This is a genomic window from Micromonospora sp. WMMD737 (assembly GCF_049179055.1).
GTDB classification, from domain to species: domain Bacteria; phylum Actinomycetota; class Actinomycetes; order Mycobacteriales; family Micromonosporaceae; genus Micromonospora; species Micromonospora reichwaldensis.
In genome coordinates this window covers 7,010,325-7,029,133 of the sequence record NZ_JBMHMH010000001.1, presented here as the reverse complement: position 1 = coordinate 7,029,133, position 18,809 = coordinate 7,010,325, and the positions used below count along the sequence as shown (strand labels likewise).

8 protein-coding genes are annotated in these 18,809 nt (G+C 75.1%); 3 read left to right on the top strand and 5 right to left on the bottom strand.

The genetic code is table 11. The annotated features are described in order from the left end of the window. Window positions 1-23: 23 nt before the first annotated feature. From ACN27A_RS31125 to ACN27A_RS31115, 3 genes are read right to left on the bottom strand one after another with little or no spacing between them, the layout of a single operon-like run. Window positions 24-1,055, bottom strand: coding sequence for an MBL fold metallo-hydrolase (locus ACN27A_RS31125; protein ID WP_421458034.1), 1,032 nt, complete (start codon window positions 1,053-1,055; stop codon window positions 24-26). After that, window positions 1,052-12,070 (bottom strand): MupA/Atu3671 family FMN-dependent luciferase-like monooxygenase, encoded by an 11,019-nt coding sequence (locus ACN27A_RS31120; RefSeq protein WP_421458033.1) that lies wholly within the window; start codon window positions 12,068-12,070, stop codon window positions 1,052-1,054. The genes ACN27A_RS31125 and ACN27A_RS31120 overlap by 4 nt, the downstream gene beginning before the upstream one ends. Beyond that, the gene (locus tag ACN27A_RS31115) at window positions 12,067-13,317 is read right to left on the bottom strand and encodes an MFS transporter (protein WP_421458032.1); all 1,251 of its coding nucleotides are present in this window, start codon (window positions 13,315-13,317) and stop codon (window positions 12,067-12,069) included. The genes ACN27A_RS31120 and ACN27A_RS31115 overlap by 4 nt, the downstream gene beginning before the upstream one ends. A 223-nt stretch (window positions 13,318-13,540) precedes the next feature. On the opposite strand from ACN27A_RS31115, the gene ACN27A_RS31110 reads away from it, so the two are divergent. Continuing rightward, window positions 13,541-14,341, top strand: coding sequence for a crotonase/enoyl-CoA hydratase family protein (locus ACN27A_RS31110; RefSeq protein ID WP_421458031.1), 801 nt, complete (start codon window positions 13,541-13,543; stop codon window positions 14,339-14,341). A 124-nt stretch (window positions 14,342-14,465) separates the two neighbouring features. Here the strand turns inward: ACN27A_RS31110 and ACN27A_RS31105 are convergent, their stop codons facing one another. Together ACN27A_RS31105 and eda are read right to left on the bottom strand one after the other, a co-directional pair. Next, on the bottom strand, window positions 14,466-15,560 hold the full coding sequence (locus ACN27A_RS31105; RefSeq protein WP_421458030.1) for a sugar kinase: 1,095 nt from the start codon (window positions 15,558-15,560) through the stop codon (window positions 14,466-14,468). A gap of 3 nt (window positions 15,561-15,563) precedes the next feature. Further along, on the bottom strand, window positions 15,564-16,229 hold the full coding sequence (gene eda / locus ACN27A_RS31100) for a bifunctional 4-hydroxy-2-oxoglutarate aldolase/2-dehydro-3-deoxy-phosphogluconate aldolase (RefSeq protein ID WP_421458029.1): 666 nt from the start codon (window positions 16,227-16,229) through the stop codon (window positions 15,564-15,566). Between the two features lie 54 nt (window positions 16,230-16,283). Between eda and ACN27A_RS31095 the strand changes: the two genes are divergently transcribed. Together ACN27A_RS31095 and ACN27A_RS31090 are read left to right on the top strand one after the other, a co-directional pair. After that, on the top strand, window positions 16,284-17,060 hold the full coding sequence (locus ACN27A_RS31095; RefSeq protein WP_421458028.1) for an IclR family transcriptional regulator: 777 nt from the start codon (window positions 16,284-16,286) through the stop codon (window positions 17,058-17,060). Between the two features lie 192 nt (window positions 17,061-17,252). Further along, window positions 17,253-18,806, top strand: a complete 1,554-nt coding sequence (locus ACN27A_RS31090) for a ricin-type beta-trefoil lectin domain protein (RefSeq protein WP_421458027.1) — start codon at window positions 17,253-17,255, stop codon at window positions 18,804-18,806. Window positions 18,807-18,809 lie beyond the last annotated feature (3 nt).

Genomic DNA, 18,809 nt, shown 5'->3' with positions numbered 1-18,809 from the left:
GGCGCGAGCGGGGTCCCGGCGGGTCAGGCGGTGGCGTAGCGGTGCAGCCCGTCGACGTCGGACCGGGTCAGGCGGCCCTGGGCGAGCAGGAGTTCCAGGTGCGCCGCGGTCTCGGTGACGGCGAGCATGGCGTTGAACACGTCGAGGTCGGCCAGCCGGCGCTCCCGCCGGGTCCAGGGCAGCCGCGCGGCGACCTCGTACGCCGAACTCGCCCCCCGGGCCACGGCGGCCTCCGTCTCGTCGAGCCGCGCGCCGTGGTGCGCGACGAGTTCGTCGACCCGCGCGTGCACGCTCGGGGTCACCGGCCCGTGCGCGGGCAGCAGGCGCGCGTCCGGTCGCCCGCGCACCAGCGCGAGCGATGCCAGGAAGTCGCCGAGCGGGTTCGCCGACAGTGCGGCCTCGAAGCCGATCGAGGGCGTGATGGTGGGCAGCACGTGGTCACCGGCGAACAACAGGTGCGAGCCGGTGTCGTGGAAGACGACGTGCCCGCGCGTGTGGCCCGGCGTCTCGACGACGTGCAGGGTGCGCTCGCCGTGCCTGATCTGCTGACCGTCGTGGAACCAGTCGTCCGGCAGGTCCCAGTCCTCGGTGCTCAGCCGCGTCCCGGTCAACCCCGCCAGGGTGTCGGCCAGCTCGCCGGCGCCCAGCAGCCGCAGGCGGGCGAGCTGCTCGGCGAGCGGGTTCCGGTGCGGCGTCATGGACGCCGCCAGGCTGTCGCGCTCGCCGGCGCCGAGGCTCACCCGCATGCCGTACTCGCGGCGCAGGTGCACGGCCTGCGTGTAGTGGTCCCGGTGGACGTGCGTGACGAGGAACCGGCGCACGTCCCCCAGCGAGCAGTCCAGCTCCTTGAGCGCCGCGTCGAGCGCGGAGCGCGCCTCGGCGACCGCCCACCCGGAGTCGACGAGCACGAGACCGTCGTCGTCGCGCAGGACGTACACGTTCACCGCGCGCAGGCCGTCGTTCGGCAGCGGCAGCGGCACGCGATGGACGCCGGGGGCGACCTCGAACGTCCCGGGCGTGGTCCAGTCGTCGGAGTTGCCGGTGCCCGAGGTCATGATCCGACCATAGTGCGCGCCGCGACCCGCCCCGGCCCCTCGTCGGCGGCCGCGACGAGAATGGCGACGAAACGGTCGCACCAGGCCGCCACCGTCGCCCGGTCGAACAGGTCGGTGGAGTACTCCACGACGCCCCGCAGGCCGCCCTCGTGCGGGGTGACGACGGTGGCGTAGTCCCGGCGGGCGCAGCCGAGCCCCTGGTCGGTGACGTGCGTCACGAGCCCCGGCAGCCGCACCTCCGGCATCCCCGGATTCCAGCCGAACAGCGTCGTGGCGACCGGCGGCGGCATGCCGACCCGCCAGTGCGGATCGAGGGCCGCGTACACCTCGGCCAGGGGCGCCGGCTGGTGCCGGATCGCGTCGAGGAACACCCGGTCGGTGCCGGCCGTCAGCTCCGCGAAGGACGCCGCGCGCTCCAGCGGGGGCCGCAGCAGCAGCGGGCTGGTGAACAGGCCCACGACCGACTCGTCCTCGCGGTTGTCGCGGTGGGCGTACGGGCAGGCGAGCACCACGTCACGGGTGCCGGTGAGTTCGCGCACGAGCAGTGCGTACCCGCTGGCCAGGACGGGGAACAGGGTCGTGCCGCAGCGCTCGGCGAGGCCGGTCAGGCGGTCGGTCAGCTCGGCCGGGACGTCGAAGGCGAACTCGCTGCCCCGGCCGGAGGGCCGCGCCGGCCGTGGGCGGTCGGCCGGGAACGACACCGCGCGGGGCGCTCCGGCGAGCTGGTCCCGCCAGTACCGCAGGACGTCCGGCGGGACGGCGGTCGCGCGTTGCCGGCGCGCGTGGTCGACGTATCGTGCCGTCGGCGCGACGGGGGCCGCGCCCTGGCCGATCTCTGCGGCGTAGCCCCTGCCCAGCTCGTCGAGCAGTTGGAGCATCGACCAGCCGTCACCGCAGAGATGGTGCACGACCAGCATCAGCACCCACGCGCCGTCGTCCCGCCGCGCCAGCCGGGCCCGCAGCCATGGTCCCGTGTCCTCCGGGAAGGGCTCGCGGCCGGTCCGCACGCACCACTGCTCGACCTCGTCGGCGGCGAGGTCGCGCACCGGCAGGGTCCCCGGCCGGGCCGGGAGCACCTCCTGGACCAGCTCACCGGCGCGTTCCGCCAGGCGGGTGCGCAGCGCCTCGTGCCGGGCGACCAGGCCGTCGACCGCCCGTTGCAGGGCCGGCACGTCGAGCCGACCGGCGAGGGTCACCCGTACCGCCATGTGCACGGCCGGCGGGTCGGGGGCCTGCCGCTGACGGTGCCACATCAGTTCCTGCGGGTAGGTCGCCGGCGCCCGGTCCACGACCTCGGACCCGCCGTCCGCGGTCGTCAGGTCCCGCGCCATCGCCCGGATGCCCGGGCTGCGCAGCACCCGGTGCGCGCCGACCTTCAGGTCCAGCAGGTCCGTCAGCCGGTTCGCCAACCGTACGGCCGCCAGGGAGTGACCGCCCGCGGCGAAGAAGGGGACGTCCACCGGCAGCCGGGCCACCCCGAGCTCGGCGCACCAGGCGTCGTGGACGAGCTGCTCCGTGGCGGTGCGGGGACGGTCGGCGGCGCCGGTCACGACGGGTGCCGGCAGCCGCGACCGGTCCACCTTGCCGTTGTCCGTGGTGGGCAGGGTGTCCAGCAGTACCCAGGCCCGGGGCACGAGGTGTGCGGGCAGGCGCTCGGCCAGCACGGCGGCGAGCCGCTCCGCGCGGGTCGCGGCCGGTTCCCCGTCGTCGTCCGCCACGACGTACGCGGCGAGGTACGGCTCGTCGCCCCGGTCGTGCCGCGCGATGACGGTGGCCTGGCGTACCCCGGGCAGCGTGGCCAGCTCCGCGGCGGCCTCGCCGGGCTCCGTCCGCTGTCCGCCGATCTTGACCTGGTCGTCCACCCGTCCGACGAACTCGAGGGTCCCGTCGCCCCGTTCCCGGACCAGGTCCCCGGTCCGGTAGATCCGTGCCCCGGGCAGGCCGGGATCGGGCAGGAAGGCGGCGGCGGTCGCCGCGGGTCGGCCGAGGTAGCCCCGGGCCACGCCGGTTCCGCCGACGTACAGCTCCCCCACCGCCCCCCGTGGCACCGGCACACCGCGCTCGTCCAGCAGGTACAGCCGATGGTTGTCGACCGGGGTGCCGATGTCGACCGGCCCCGTGGCGTCCGCCCGCACGGGACCCGCCGTGGCGACGATGCTGCACTCGGTCGGACCGTAGGCGTTGATCACCTCGGCCGGGAAGCCGGCGGGCGGCCGGCGCCGGAGCTGGCTGCCGCCCACGACGAGGGTGCGCGGGGCGCGCGGGGGCATCGGAAGGGCGAAGACCAGCTCGGCGAGCGGCGCCGGCAGGAAGGCCACCGTGACGCCGCCGCGGGACCATTCCTCGACGAGGGCCGCGGGGTCGGTCCGCGCCTCCTCCGGTACGAGATGCACGGTGGCGCCGGCGGCGAGCGCCGGATAAATCTCGGCGAGGTTCGCGTCGAAGCCGAGTCCGAGCGCGTGGCCGACGGTGTCGGCGCCGGTGAGGGCGAGGGCCCGCACGTGCCAGTCGACGGCGTCCACGGCGGCCCGGTGCGGCACCAGGACGCCCTTCGGCCGGCCGGTCGAGCCGGACGTGTGGACGCACCAGGCCACCTGCTCCGCCGTCGGCACCCGGCCCGGGGCCGGCAGGTCCGGGTCACCGGGATCCTCGACCCGCAGGCAGACCGCGTCCGTCGGCGCGTCCGCGTCCCCCGTGGTGACCAGCAGCCGGGCGCCGCTGTCGGCGAACAGGGTGGCCACCCGGGCGGCGGGCAGCCCCGGATCGAGGGGGAGGAAGCCCGCGCCGGCCATCAGCACGGCGAGCTGGGCGGCGATCAGCTCCGGCCGGCGCGGCAGGAGCACCGCGACGAGGTCGTCGGGCCCGACGCCGGCGGCGGCGATCCGGCGGGCGAGCAGGTCGGCCCGCTCGCGCAGTTCGCGGTACGTCCACCGGGTCGGCCCGCACACGACCGCCACGGCGTCCGGGGTGCGGGCCGCCTGCCGCAGGAACAGCTCGTGCAGCCGGGCGTCGCCGACGGGTGTCCGCGGCCCGTGCAGGCGGTCGGCGGAGTCGTCCAGGTACGCCGCCAGGCCCGACAGCGGCTCGTCTGGCTCCCGGGTCGCCCGGTCGAGCAGCCGCTCGACGTAGTCCAGCAGCCGGCGCACCGTCGCCCGGTCGAGCACGTCGGTCCGGTACTCGACGTGGCAGCGCACGGTCTCGCCGTGTGACAGGTAGACGACCAGGTCGACCGGGGCCTTGTCCAGGCCCACCGGGATCGGCTCGGCGGTGACCCCCGGCAGGTCGAACTGGAACGCCGGGGCGCCGCGCTCGTACTCGACGACCACGTCGAAGAGCGGGTGGCGGCCGGCCTCCCGGTTCGGGGCGAGCGCGCTGACGAGGTCGTCGAAGGGCACGCCCGCGTGTTCGTACCCGTCCGCCGAGCGGTACTGGACCCGGGCGAGCAACTCCCGGAAGGTGGGGTCACCGCCGAGGTCCAGCCGCAGCGGCACGGTGTCGACGAAGAACCCGATCAGGTCCTCGGAATCCTCGTCGCGGCCGCTCATGCCGGTGCCGATCACCAGGTCCGGTTGGCCGCTGAACCGGAACAGCGCCACCCCGATCGCGCTGAGCAGCGTGGTGAACGGGGTGACCCGCTCGACGCGGCTGAGCTGCCGGACCCGTTCGGTCAGCTCCACCGGGATCTCCGCGAGGAGGCTCCCACCGGCGGCCGAGACGGCGGCCGGTCGCTGCCGGTCCGAGGGCAGCACGAGGGTGGGCGGCAGCGGATCGAGCAGGTCGAGCCAGTACGCCAGGCTCTTGTCCACGCCGTCCCGCGCCGACCGCGCACGCGCCCGGGCCAGCTCCGGGTAGCTGACCGGCAGCGGGGGCAGCACGGCCGTCGTACCGGTCGACCGGGCCCGGTAGCACGCGCCGACCTCGCGGGTCAGGACCGCGTACGAGCCGCCGTCGGTGGCCAGGTGGTGGAACGACATCACCAGCACGTGGTGTGTCGGGGAGAAGCGCAGCAGCTCGAACGCGAAGACCGGCCCCTCGACGAGGTCGAACACCCGCGCGCTCTCCCGGGCCATCGCCGCCCGCACCACGGCGTCCTCGTCGGCACCGGAATGCTCCCGCACCGGCAGGTCGACCGTCGCCGTCGGCCGGACGACCTGGCAGGGTTGCCCGTCGACTTCGCGGTAGGTCGTCCGCAGTGGCGCGTGCCGGTCCACGACGTCCTGCAACGCTCCGCGCAGCGCCCCCGTGTCGAGCGCGCCGCACAGCCGCACGGCCACGCCCTCCGTGTAGGCCGGGGTGCCCGGGTACGCCTGCTCGACCAGCCACAGCCGCCGCTGGCCGGGCGTCAGGGGCGCGATCTCGACGGCCGGCGGCGCGGCCATCTCGACGGGCTCCGGCGCCGCCGACCCGACGACTACCGCAGCCGGTACCGGGGCCACAGCCGCGGCCGGGGTCGGGGTCGGGGTCGGGGTTGGGGCTGAGGCCCGGGCCGGGGTTGGTCGACGGGGGGTGGCCCGCCGCAGCGCGTCGATGGCCGGCAGGCCGTCCCGCACGGTCCCCGCCGGCAGGCCGAAGTCGACGAAGCAGGCGATCTCGTCGGCGCCGGCGTCGAGGACCGCGTCGAGCACCGGCCGGCAACTCTCCGGCGAGCCGATCAGGGCCCGCTGCTCGCAGTACCGCTGGTAGGCACGGGACAACACGAACCGGACGTCCTCGTCGGGGGTGTCGGCGAGGTCGACGTTCATGCCCAGGCTGTTGACCACCTGGCCGAGCAGGCTGAACGAGGAGCGCAGGTAGGCGCAGAACGGCTCGAACGCCGTGGCCCGCGCCTGCTCGGCGTCGTCGCCGAGGAAGGTGTGCAGCAGCACCACCACCCGCCCCGCAGCGGGGTCCAGACCGTGTTCGGCCCGGGTACGCCGGTACAGCGCGACGTTCTCGGCCAGCCGCGCGACGTCCTGGGTCATCAGGTTGGTGACCACGCCGAGGCCGCGGCGGGCCGCCTCCCGGTAGCTGTCCGGGTTGCCGACGATCGCCGTGAAGGTCGGCGGTTCCGCCTGCACCGGGCGGGGGAACAGCCGGATGTCGACGTCTTCGCCGCTGCCCGACCGCGCGGTGATCGCCTCACCGCGCCAGAGCCGCCGTACGGTGTCGAGATTGTCGTACATCACCTGCTTGTGGCGACGGTAGTTGTCCGGGTAGAAGACGAAGTCGTTGGCGTGCCAACCGGGCGCGCACCCCAGCCCGACCCGTCCCCCGGAGAGGTTGTCCACCATGGACCATTCCTCGGCGACCCGGACGGGATGGTGCAGGGGCAGCACCACCGAGCCGGCGTTGAGGCGCAGCCGGCGGGTCCGGGTCGCGAGGGCCGCGGCGAGCACCGACGGGTTGGGAAAGAGCCCGCCGAAGGAGTGGAAGTGCCGTTCGGGCAACCACACCGCGTGGAAGTCGTGGGTGTCGGCGAACTCGGCGGCCTCGATGATGGTTCCGTAGGCGTCGTCCCGGGCCGAGTCGGGGTAGTCGCCGAAGAAGTACAGGCTGAAGTCGACGGTGTCCGGCGCGCCAGCGACCGACGCGGCCGACGCGGGCCGCGTCGACGGCTCGGGGGCGACGGCCGCACCCCCACCACTGGTGCCGCCGTGGGCGCTGCCGCCGGCGCCGAGAAGAGCGAGCTGGTCGCGCATCAGGTCCAGCTGGCGGTGCACGATCGTGACGAGGTCGGCCGGCACGTCCCGGGGAGCGTCGCCCGGGTCGGCCGGTGCCGCCGAAGCGACGGGCACGGGTGCCGACGGGTCGTGCACGGGAACTGACGCGGCGGGCATGGAAACCGACGCGACAGGGACGGAGGGCGACGCGGTCGGCGGACCGGCCGGCGGGGCCGCCGCAGGGAGCACGCCGGCCGAGGCGCCGCGCGTCACCGCCTCGGCGAGCCGGCGGGGGGTGTCCACGGCGGCGAACAGGTCCCGGACGGGAACCCGCACCCCGAACGCGTGGTCGATCTCCCGGGACATGGTGATCAGGAGCAGCGAGTCGGCACCGAGGTCGAGGAAGGTCTCGTCCGCATCGACCTCTCCCACGTCCAGTCCGAGCCGCTCGGCCGTCAGGGCCCGGACGCGCGCGAGCACCTGCTCGGCCCCGACGTCGAGTCCGGCCGGCGGCCGGGGCGCCCCCGGCTCGGCGGTCGCCGACGATCCGGCCGCGCCGCTCGCGGCAGGGGTGCCGGTCGCAACCCGGACATCGGTCGCGGCAGAAGTGTCGGCCGCGACCCGCACGTCGGTCGCGGCGGAGGTGCCGGTCGCGGCGGAGATGTCGGCCGCCCCGGGCGCGGAGACCCAGAACCGCCGGCGCTGGAACGGATAGGCCGGCAGTGGCACCGCCCGGCCACCGCAGTCGGCGGTCAGCGCGGCCCAGTCGACCGGGAACCCCGCCACGTGCAACTCCGCGACGGCCCGCCACAGTCCGTCGACCGGTGGAGTGCCACGACGTTGCGACGGCACCCACCACAGGTCGGATCCCGCGCCGCGGGCGATGCCGGTCAGCGCCCCGTCCGCGCCCGCCTCGACGACCGACCGCACGCCCTGCTCGGCGAGGGTGGCCACGGCGGCGCTCCAGGCGACCGGCTCGCGCGCCTGCCGGCACAGGTGGTCGGCGTCCGGCAGCCAGCCGGGCGGGCGTACCCGGCCGTCCAGGCTGCTGACCAGGGGCAGGCGGGTCGGTGCGAACTCCACCTCCCCGATCATCCGGCGGAGCCGGTCGAGGACCGCGTCCACGCCGGTCGAGTGGAACGCCCGGTCGACCGGGAGCGGGCGGGTCGCCACGCCGCGCCGTTCGGCTTCCCGGACGACCGCCGCCAGGGCATCCGGGGGACCCGCGAGCACGTGGTGCTCCGCGCCGTTGCGGGCCGCGATCTCCGCCGCCGACCCACGCAGCAGCTCACCGACCGTCGCTTCGTCGGCCAGCACCGCGCACATCGCGCCGGGTGGCAGCGCGTCGCGCATCAGGACTCCCCGGTGCGCGGCCAGCCCGACCGCGTCGCCCAGGGACAGCGCACCGGCCACGACCAGTGCGGCGTACTCGCCGACGCTGTGCCCGAGGACGACGTCCGGTGTGAGCCCCCACGACCGCCACAGCTCGGCGAACGCCACCGCGGTGACCACCAGCGCAGGCTGCGCCACGTCCGTCGGGCGGCCCGTTCCGACGGGGCGCTCCCGCAGCCGGGCGACGAGGTCGCCACCGGTCGCCCGGCGGTACGCGTCGGCCCCCTCGGCCAACACGTCCCGCGCGACCGGGAACCGCTCGGCGAGATCGAGGACGACGCAGCGACGGTCGCCCTGCCCGGGAAAGGCCAGCGCGAGCGGGGTGACGCCCGCCGGCTCCGCCCGGCCGGTCAGCACGTTTCCCGCCACGCCCGCCTCGACGTACCGGTGGAGGCCGTCGGCCAGCTCGGCGGCGGAGGTGCCGAGCGCGACCAGGCGGTGCCGGAGGTGGCGCCTGCGCCGCCCGGCGCTGGCGACCACGTCGGCCAACGCCGGCCCGGGGTCCTCGCGGAGCAGGTCACGGTGGCGGGCGGCCAGCTCCACCAGCGCCGACGGGTCGGCCGCCGACAGGGGCAGCAGTCCCGGCGCGGGCTGGGCCGGCGGCTCGTCCGACCGACGTCGGTCCGCCGGGGGCGGCTCCTCGACGATCACGTGGGCGTTGGTGCCGCCCACCCCCAACGCGCTGACGGCCGCCCGGCGCGGCCGCAGGTCCGCCGGCCACCGGGTGCCACGGGTGGGCACCGTGAAGGGGCCGGCGGCCAGGTCGATCGCCGGATTCGGCCGGCGGAAGTTGATCTGTGGGGCGACCCGGCCGGAACGCACGGTCAGGATCGTCTTGACCAGGCCGGCCATGCCCGCGCAACTGTCCAGGTGACCGATGTTCGCCTTGACCGAGCCGAGGAACGGTCGACCGCCCGCGTACACCTCGGCGAGGGCGTGGTGCTCCACCGGGTCGCCCAGGGCCGTGCCCGTACCGTGCGCCTCGACGTACCCGATCGACTCCGCCGGGACCCGCGCGGCGGCCAGCGCCCGCCGGGCGACGTCGACCTGCCCGGCCACCCCGGGTGCCGTGAAGCCCACCTTGCCGGCGCCGTCGTTGTTCACGGCCGAGCCGATGATCACGGCGTGCACGGTGTCGCCGTCGGCGAGAGCCCGATCGAGCGGCTTCAGCACCACGGCGGCGACGCCGTTGCCGCCGACCGTTCCGTCCGCGTCGGCGTCGAAGGGCCGGCACCGGCCGCTCGCCGACAGGATCGATCCCGGGGTGTGCCGGTAGCCCGTCACCTGCGGCACGTGTACAGCCACGGCGCCCGCGACCGCCTGGTCGACCTCGCCGTCGAGCAGCGCCCGCACCGCCAGGTGCACCGCCACGAGCGAGGTCGAGCAGGCGTTCTGCACGTTGATCGCCGGCCCGGTCAGCCCCAGCCGGTACGCCACCCGGGTGGCCAGGAAGTCCGGCTGGTTGCCGAGGGCGACGCCGATCGGGTCGGCCGGATCGGCGGAGACCGTCCGGTGGCCTAGCTGGCGGAGGTAGGTGTGGTGCGGATAGAGGTTCATCCCGCTGCCGGCGTAGAGGCCGGTCCGCAGCCCCCGCGCGTCGCCCGGGTGCCCGGCGTCCTCCAACGCGTGGTGACAGGTCTCCAGGAACAGCCGGTGCTGCGGGTCGAGCAGCTCCGCCTCCCGGGCGCTGATCGAGAAGAAGCCCGCGTCGAAGCCGGCGACGTCGTCGTCGAGGACCCCGCTGGCCGCCACGAAGTCAGGCGCGTCGACGGTGTCGCGTGGGATTCCCGCCGCGACGAGTTCGTCCGGTGTGAAGGCGCGCACGCTCTCCACCCCGGCGGTCAGGTTCGCCCAGTACTCGTCGACCGTACGCGCTCCGGGGAACCGGACCGCCATGCCGATCACCGCGATCCGCCGGTCCCGTACCGGCCCGCCGACGGGCTCCGCCGTGGGCGTGACCGCCGGGGCGGCGAGGTGCGCGCTGAGCGCGTCGACCGTCGGGTGGGCGAAGAGCACCGGCTGCGGGACCGGGCGCTCCAGTGCCCGCTCCAGGCGGGCCCGGAGACGGACGATCTCGACCGAGCCGATGCCGAGCTCGTAGAACGGACGCGCCGGGTCGACCTGGCCGCCCGTCAGGTCGCCGAGGATGCCGGTCAGCAGGGCGCGCACCTCCGCCCTGCCCGGTCCGGCCGCGCGCGCCGCCGGGACCCCGGCGGAGTCGGTGGTCGCCCGCCGCCCGTCGTGCGGCCGCTGCGGCGACCGGTCGGCCAGGCAGCGCCGGACCAGCTCCGCGTGCCGGATCTTCCCCCCGGTCGTACGCGGGAACTGCTCCGCGGGGAGCGACAGCACCCGCTCGGGTACGACCTGCCAGCGTCGGGCCACCGCCGCCCGCACCGCCTCGGCCACCCCCGTCGCGGGCGCGTCGTCGTCGGGCACGTAGAAGATCACCAGCGACTCGGTGCCGGTGCGGGGCTCCGGTACGCCGACGGCGGCCACCAGGCCGCGCCGTACCCCGGCCACCTCCCCCGCCACCTGCTCGACCTCGTGGCAGGGCAGGTTGTGCCCGTTGAGGATGATCATGTCCTTCGCCCGGCCGGTGATGGTGATCCGACCGTCCCGCATGAAGGCGAGGTCGCCGGTCTCCAGCCAGCCGTCGCCGTCGGGGAAGGCCAGGCGGTTCGCCTCCGGGTCGGCGAGGTACCCGGGCGTGACCCGCGCCGACGAGACCTGGAGCCGGCCGATGCGGCCCTCGGGAAGCACCGCGCCGGCGGCGTCGACGATCCGCAGGGTGGCACCGGGCGCGGGCGGCCCGACGGAGAGGAACTCGGTGACGTCGGCCGGGTCGTCGTCCTCGGCGTACTCCAGGTCGCCGCCCAGGCTCGCCGTACGGATCCGGAGGCGGGTGCCGGGCTCGGTGAAGGAGGCGAAGGTGATTCCCGTGCTGGTCTCCGACATGCCCCAGGCCGGCGTCATCGCCTCCGCCGGCACCCCGGTCGCGGCGACGAACGCCTCGAAGGTCTCCGGCAGGCACTGCTCCCCGCCGCTGACCATGCGGCGTACGCCGCCGAGGTCCCACGGTTCACCGGGGGCCCGGGCGACCGCGTCGGCCACCAGCCGCAGGCCGAAGTTGGGCGCCCAGCTGTGCGTGACCCGGTGCCGCCGCATCAGCTCCAGCCACCGCAGCGGATCGTCGAGCACCCACTCGGTGGCGACGTGGACGGACGTGGCACCGAGGAAGACGCCGCCGAGGTGGTAGAGCAGCAGGCCCGCGACGTGGTCCAGGGGGAGCCAGTTGAGCAGGACGTCCCGCGGGCCGATGTCGAGCATCGTCCGGGCGCCGACGGCGTATTCCGAGAGCCCCCGGTGCGTCAACGGGATCACCTTCGGCCGGCCGGTGCTGCCCGAGGAGAGCTGCAGCAGCGCCACCGACCCGGGGTCGGTGTCCGCCGCCTCCGGTACGGAAGGGGCGGGGCCGTCGGGAGCGGTCGCCGCGGCCAGCTCCGCCACCGCGACCACCCGGTCCCGCAGCGGCAGCCGGTCCAGCACGTCCAGGTCCTCCGGCCCGGCCAGCACCACGGGCTCCCCCAGCACCCGCCAGGCGTGCACGAGGGCGGCGGCGGTGGGGTTGTCCGCGTCGTACCCGGTGGGCGCGCCGACGGTGAGCGGCACGATCCCGCCGAGGACGCAGCCGAAGAAGGTCGGCCAGTACTGCGCACCCGAGGTGATCCGCAGGACGACGTGGGAGCCCCGCCCCAGGCCGTGGGCCCGCAGACCGGGCAGCGCCGCGCGCGCCTCGGCGAGCAGCCGCCCGTGGTCGAGAAACTCCTCGCGCCCGTCGGGACCCACGATCCGGATGCCCGCGTCCGGGTGGTTCCGGGCCGCCCGCAGCAGCGCCTCGTCCAGGGTCAGGGGATGGTCGACGGGGCCGGGGAGGCCCCCGCCGTGGCTGACGGCGGCGGGGCGGTCGGCGGACGTCGACTTCACGGTGCTACCTCGACTTCTTGCGTTTGGTACGGACGGTGCGCCGGCGTGCGGGCGTGGGAGATGAGGAAGGCACCGGCGGCGGCGAGCGCCAGGCCGTGCGCCAGCGCGACCACCGGCAGAGGCGCCAGGCGGTCGAGCGCGAAGGCGCTGACGATCATGCCGATGCCGAACCCCGCGTTCTGCGCCGAGCTGGCCAGGCCCATGAGTTGCGGCAGCCGGGAGGGCTCGACGGTCTGCAACCGGGTGGTGTAGCTGATCTCGGCGTAGCCGTCCGCCATGCCGGCGGCCAGCGCCAGGACGGCCACCAGCCAGATCGGGGGCCCCGCGAAGGCGAGCACGAACAGCAGCGACATCGCGCAGGTGGCGACGCCGAAGGCCCTCGGCGATCCCGGGCGGGAGGTGCCGGCGGCCCGCCGGGCGTACCACCGGCCGGCGACGAGACTGCCGACCGCCCAGGGCGTGGTGAACAGGGCGGCGAACGCGGCGGGGGCGTCGGGCCAGGCCAGGTTCGCGTACACCGGCAGGCCCACGTTGTGGGAGGCGGACCCGAACGCGTCGACGGACCGCACCGCGATCATGGCCAGGATCACCGGGGCGACCGCGGGCAGGAGGCGCCGGAGCCCCGCCCCGCGGCGGGAGCCCTTGGCGGGCGGCCCGGCGGGGCGGCCCACGACGCGCCAGGCGCGGACCGCGGAGAGCAGCAGGGCGGACAGCGCGAACGAGGTGGCGTCGAGCAGGAACGCGGCGTGGTAGCCGAACAGGGTCACGAGGATCCCCGCGCTGCCGAAGCCCAGCAGCATGGCCACCGAGCGGGCTGCCACCAGGTTCGCGTTGGCCCGGGCCAGGTCGTCCGGGCCGACCAGCGCGGGCAACCCGCTGCGCAGCGCGACCACCCACAGCGTCTGGCTCCCGCCGAGGAGCACGGCCAGCGTGTGCAGCATGGTCGGTTGCGCGGCGGACGGCATCGCGACCAGCAGCACCAGCGCGCCGGCCGACAGCAGGTCGCCGCCGATCATGAGCCTGGCCCGCGCGTACCGGCTGACCAGCGTGCCGGCGGCCAGCCCCATCAGCACGCCGGCGCACAGGCGGACCGCCATGAAGATCCCGGTGGACACGGCGGAGCCCGTGATCTCCAGGGTGAACAGCCCCAGCGCCACCATGTTCAGGAAGCTGCCGTACGTGGACACGGCGTGCGCGGCGATGACGAGACGGAGCGGACGTGCGGGAGGTTCCTCCGTTGCTGGCACCTGTCGAGATCCGCCCCGCTCATGATCGTGTATGGAGCGAGGATCATGCCATTGCTGGTACAGGCATCTCAATACGTCGAAGGATCGGCGCCCGCATCGCCGACGGCGGCTGTCCGCCCGCCGGGGCGCAGAGCCGTCCGGGGCACCCCCCGCCTTGCCGGCCGGGCGGGCGTGTGATTGGTTTCGGGGCAGACCAGATCAGCGGCACACCGAGGAGACACGCGTGGACGACCCGGTTCTCGTCGAGCGGGACGGTCCCGTGGAGACGTGGACGATCAACCTGCCGGAGGCCCGCAACCCCATCTCCGGCGACGACGTGATCGACGCGTTGGTGGCCCGGGTCGACGCGGTCAACGCCGACCGGTCGGTCCGGGCGGTCATCCTCACCGGCGCGGGCAGCGCCTTCTCCGCCGGCGGCAACGTCAAGGACATGGCGGACCGGGTCGGCCTCTTCGGCGGCGCCCCGCACGAGCTGCGCGACGGCTACCGCCGCGGCATCCAGCGGATCCCCCGGGCGATGTACGCGTGCGACGTGCCGCTGATCGCGGCGGTGAACGGAGCGGCCGTCGGCGCCGGCTGCGACCTGGCGCTCATGTGCGACCTGCGGATCGCCTCGGAGCGGGCGTTCTTCGCGGAGAGCTTCGTCAAGCTCGGCATCATCCCCGGCGACGGCGGCGCCTGGCTGCTGCCCCGGGCCGTCGGCGCCGCCCGGGCCGCCGAGATGACGCTGACCGGGGACCGGGTCGACGCCGCCACCGCCCTGGAGTGGGGGCTGGTCTCCCGGGTCGTGCCGCACGAGGAACTGCTCACCGAGGCGCGCCGGCTGGCCGACCGGGTGGCGGCGAACCCTCCGCACGCCGTGCGGATGGCCAAGAAGCTGCTGCGCGAGGCCCAGCACCAGAGCCTCGACAGCGTGCTGGAGCTCTCCGCCGCGATGCAGGCGCTGGCGCACCAGACCCGGGACCACGACGAGGCGGTCCGGGCCTTCCTCGACCGGCGCGAACCGCACTTCACCGGGGAGTGAGCGGACCGGCGGCCGGCGCGCCGCCGCAGGTGCCGGCCCCTGCTCACCCGCGCCACGATGTAAGGAAGGGCACCTTGCCATCGCGTACGCGATAGGAAGGTGCCCTTCCTTACCTTCGAGGGCGTCAGCGCTGCACGCGCGCGCCGGCACCCCGGACGAGCGCCTCGACCTCCCGGAGGCTGGCCATCGAGGTGTCGCCGGGCGTGGTCATCGCCAGCGCGCCGTGCGCCGCGCCGTACTCGACGGCCGTGGCCAGGTCGCCCTTCTCCATCAGCCCGTAGATCAGGCCGGAGGCGAAGCTGTCGCCGCCGCCGACCCGGTCCATGATCTCCAGGCCGGGCCGGTGGGTCGCCTCGACGAACCGCCCGTCGGCCCAGGCGATGGCGCCCCAGTCGTTGACGGTGGCCGTACGGACCGTACGCAGGGTGGTGGCGACGACCTTGAAGTTGTCGTACTCCCTGGTGGCCGCCTCGATCATCCGCTGGAAGTTGGCCACCTCCAGCTCGGACAGCGAGGCGTCGGTGTCGGGCACCTCGAAGCCCAGCGAGGCGGTGAAGTCCTCCTCGTTGCCGATCATGACGTCGACGTACCGGGCCAGCCGACGGTTCACCTCCTGCGCGCGGGCCTGCCCGCCGACCGCCTTCCAGAGGCTGGGCCGGTAGTTGAGGTCGTACGAGACGACGGTGCCGTGCCGGGCGGCGGCGGCCATCGCCGCCTCCATCGTCTCCGGGGTCGTCTCGGACAGGGCGGCGTAGATGCCGCCGGTGTGCAGCCACCGCACCCCCAGGGTGCCGAACAGGTGGTCCCAGTCCACCTGGTCGGGCCGGAGCTGGCTGGCGGCGCTGTGGCCGCGGTCGGAGGTGCCGACGGCGCCCCGGACGCCGAAGCCGCGCTCGGTGAAGTTCAGCCCGTTGCGCGCGGCGCGGCCGACCCCGTCGTAGGGCAGCCAGGTCACCAGCGACGTGTCCACCCCGCCCTGGAGCACGAGGTCCTCCAGCAGCCGGCCCACCTCGTTGTCGGCGAACGCGGTGACCACGGCGGTCCGCAGCCCGAAGCAGCGGCGCAGGCCGCGCGCCACGTTGTACTCGCCGCCGCCCTCCCAGGCGCGGAAGGTGCGGGCCGTGCGGACCCGGCCCTCGCCCGGGTCGAGCCGCAGCATGATCTCGCCGAGGGAGACCAGGTCGTACCGGCACTCGCCGGCCGGACGGATGGACAGCACGGCTCAGGCCTCCACGGCGGGTCGGGCGGCCTCGACGGCCGCGGCGGTGCGGGCGGTGACCTCGTCCCAGCGCCCGGCGGCGATCAGGTCGGGGGCGACCATCCAGGTGCCACCGACGGCCAGGACGGCCGGCAGGGCGAGGTAGTCGGAGAGGTTGGCGGTGTTGACCCCGCCGGTCGGGATGAACCGCACCGAGCGGTACGGCGCGGCGAGCGCCTTGATCATCGCGACGCCGCCGAGCTGCTCGGCGGGGAAGAACTTGACCGTGTCGAGCCCGGCGTCGAGGGCCATCTGGATCTCGGTGCCGGTGGCGACGCCGGGGAAGACGGGCACGCCCGCCTCCTGGCAGCGCCGGACGACCGCCGGGGAGAACCCGGGGGTGACGACGAACCGGGCGCCCGCCTCGACGGCCCGGTCGACCTGGGCCGGGGTCAGCACGGTGCCGGCGCCGACGAGCAGGTCGCCCCGCTCGGACATGACGCGGATCGACTCGGCCGCGGCGTCGGTGCGGAAGGTCACCTCGGCGCAGCGCAGCTCGCCGCGCACCAGCGCCTCGGCCAACGGGGCGGCGTCGCGGACGTCGTCGAGCACGACGACCGGCAGGATCCGGGCCGCGCCGACGGCCGCCACGACCGATGGGCTCTGTTCATCATTCTGTACGCCAGTCACATATGTGACCCTAGCGCCGCCGTCCGGCCTGTCAACCCCGCTAGAGTGGCGCCCATGACGCTGCCCGGCGGGTTCCAGCCCGTGAAGTCCTCCACCCGGACGCTGGAGGTGCTGGAGGCGCTGGCCGCCTCGCCGCAGCGGCGCTCGCTGGTCGACCTGGCCCGCGCGCTGGACATCCCGAAGAGCAGCCTGCACGGCATCCTGCGCACCATGGCCCAGCGCGGCTGGGTCGAGAGCGACCCGACCGGCACCCGCTTCGGGCTCGGGGTGCGCGCGCTCCAGGTCGGTGCCGCGTACCTCACCAGCGACGACACCGTGGGCCTGCTCGGCGGGGTGCTCGACGACCTGTCCCGGCAGTTCGGCGAGACCGTGCACCTCGGGCGCCTCGACGGCGCGCACATCGTCTACCTCGCCAAGCGCGAGTCGGTGCACCCGCTGCGGCTCTACAGCGCGATCGGCCGGCAACTGCCGGCGCACGCCACCGCCCTGGGCAAGGCGCTGCTCGCCGAGCGCCCCGACGAGTCGCTCGACGGGCTGCTGACCTGGCCGCTGTCCGCCCTCACCCCGCACACCGTCACCGACCCCGACGCGCTGCGCGCCGAGCTGGCCGCCGTCCGGGAGCGGGGGTACGCGGTGGACCGCGAGGAGAACACCGAGGGCATCGTCTGCTTCGCGACGGCCGTACCCCTGACGGCGCCGGCCACCGACGCGATCAGCCTGTCGGTGCCGGTGGCCCGGCTGGGCGCCGCCGGCGAGGACCGGATCGTCGCCGCGCTCCGCCGGGCCGTCGACCAGGTCCGGGCGGCGCGCGGCCTGCTCTCCACCGCCTGACCCGGCGCCGCTTCGACACCCCCGCCGCCCACCGCCGGGCCCGGCGCGGGCGCACACCGGCCGTCGCCGAGGGCGACGCGCGGGCCACAACTGGCAACCTTCTTGACAGATGTGTCGAGATATCGACAGACTTCTTTCAGAGAGCGCTCTCTTGATCCGTCTGCCACCCCTCGCCGCACCGGGAGAATCCTCTTGTCTCGAAGACTGCGCATGCTCGTCCCCGCCGCCGCCGGCCTCCTGCTCCTCGGCCTGACCCCGGCGGCGGGCCACGCCAGCGACACGTCCCCCACCGCCCCGGACCGCACCTCGGCTGCCCCGGCCGACCTCAGCCCCGCCCTGGTCGAGGCGATGCGCCGCGACCTCGGCCTCACCCCCACCCAGGTCGACGAACGCCTGCGCACCGAGGCCGCGGCACCGGTGGTCGAGCGGCGCCTGCGGGCGAAGCTCGGCACGGCGTTCGCCGGCGCGTGGATCCCGGCCGGCGGGCACCGGCTCACCGTCGCCGTCACGGACCGCGCGCTCGCCCCGGCCGTCCGCGCCGAGGGCGCCGACGTCGCGGTCGTGGCCCGCGACGAGCGCACCCTCGACTCGGTCAAGCGGGCCCTCGACCGGCGGGCCGCCGACGCCGATCCCCGCGACGTCCACGGCTGGCGCGTCGACGTCGCCCGCAACAGCGTGGTCGTGACGGCCCGCCCGGGCGCCACCGCCAAGGCGCTCGCGTACGCCAAGGCCGCCGGCGTGCCCGCGGACGCGATCCAGGTGGTCACCTCCGCCGACGCGCCCCGCCCGCTCTACGACATCCGCGGCGGCGACCAGTACGTGATCAACGGCAACACCCTCTGCTCGGTCGGCTTCGCGGTCGTCGGCGGCTTCGTCACCGCGGGCCACTGCGGGGGCGTCGGCAGCCCGACCCTCGGCTTCAACAACGTCTCCCAGGGCACGTTCGCGGGATCGTCGTTCCCCGGCAACGACTACGGGTGGGTACGCACCAACGGCTCCTGGACCCCACAGCCGTGGGTGAACAACTACTCGGGCGGCAACGTGACGGTCGCCGGCTCGCAGGACGCGGCGATCGGCAGCTCGGTCTGCCGCTCCGGGCGTACGACCGGCTGGCGCTGCGGGACCATCCTGGGTCGCAACGAGACAGTCAACTACCCGCAGGGCGCGGTGTCGGGCCTGACCCGCAGCAACGCCTGCGCCGAGGGCGGGGACTCCGGCGGGGCCTGGGTCTCCGGCAACCAGGCCCAGGGCGTCACCTCCGGCGGCTCCGGCAACTGCTCCACCGGCGGCACGACCTTCTTCCAGCCGGTCAACGAGATCCTCGGCGTCTACGGGCTGACCCTGGTGACCACCGGTGGCGGCGGCGGGAGCCGGCTGATCAGCAACTGGAACAACCGCTGCATCGACGTGCCGAACTCCAACTTCTCCGACGGGGTACCCCTGCAGACCTGGACCTGCAACGGCACCGCCGCGCAGTCGTGGACCTTCACCGGCGGCACGCTGCGTACCCAGAACAACAAGTGCATGGACGTGGCGTGGGGGTCCACCGCCAACGGCGCGGTCATCCAGATCGCCAACTGCAGCGGCAACCCGGCGCAGCAGTTCGTCCTGTCGGCGGCCGGTGACCTGGTCAACCCGCAGGCGAACAAGTGCGTCGACATCAAGGAGTGGAACAACTCCGACGGCGCCCGGCTGCACCTGTGGGACTGCCTCGGCGCCGCCAACCAGAAGTGGCGGCGCGGCTGACCC

Bases quoted from the DNA above. Each gene is read 5' to 3' on its own strand.
- ACN27A_RS31095 (WP_421458028.1), top strand. From the start codon at position 16,284: ATGACGCTGCCCGGCGGGTTCCAGCCCGTGAAGTCCTCCACCCGGACG.
- ACN27A_RS31125 (WP_421458034.1), bottom strand. From the start codon at position 1,055: ATGACCTCGGGCACCGGCAACTCCGACGACTGGACCACGCCCGGGACG.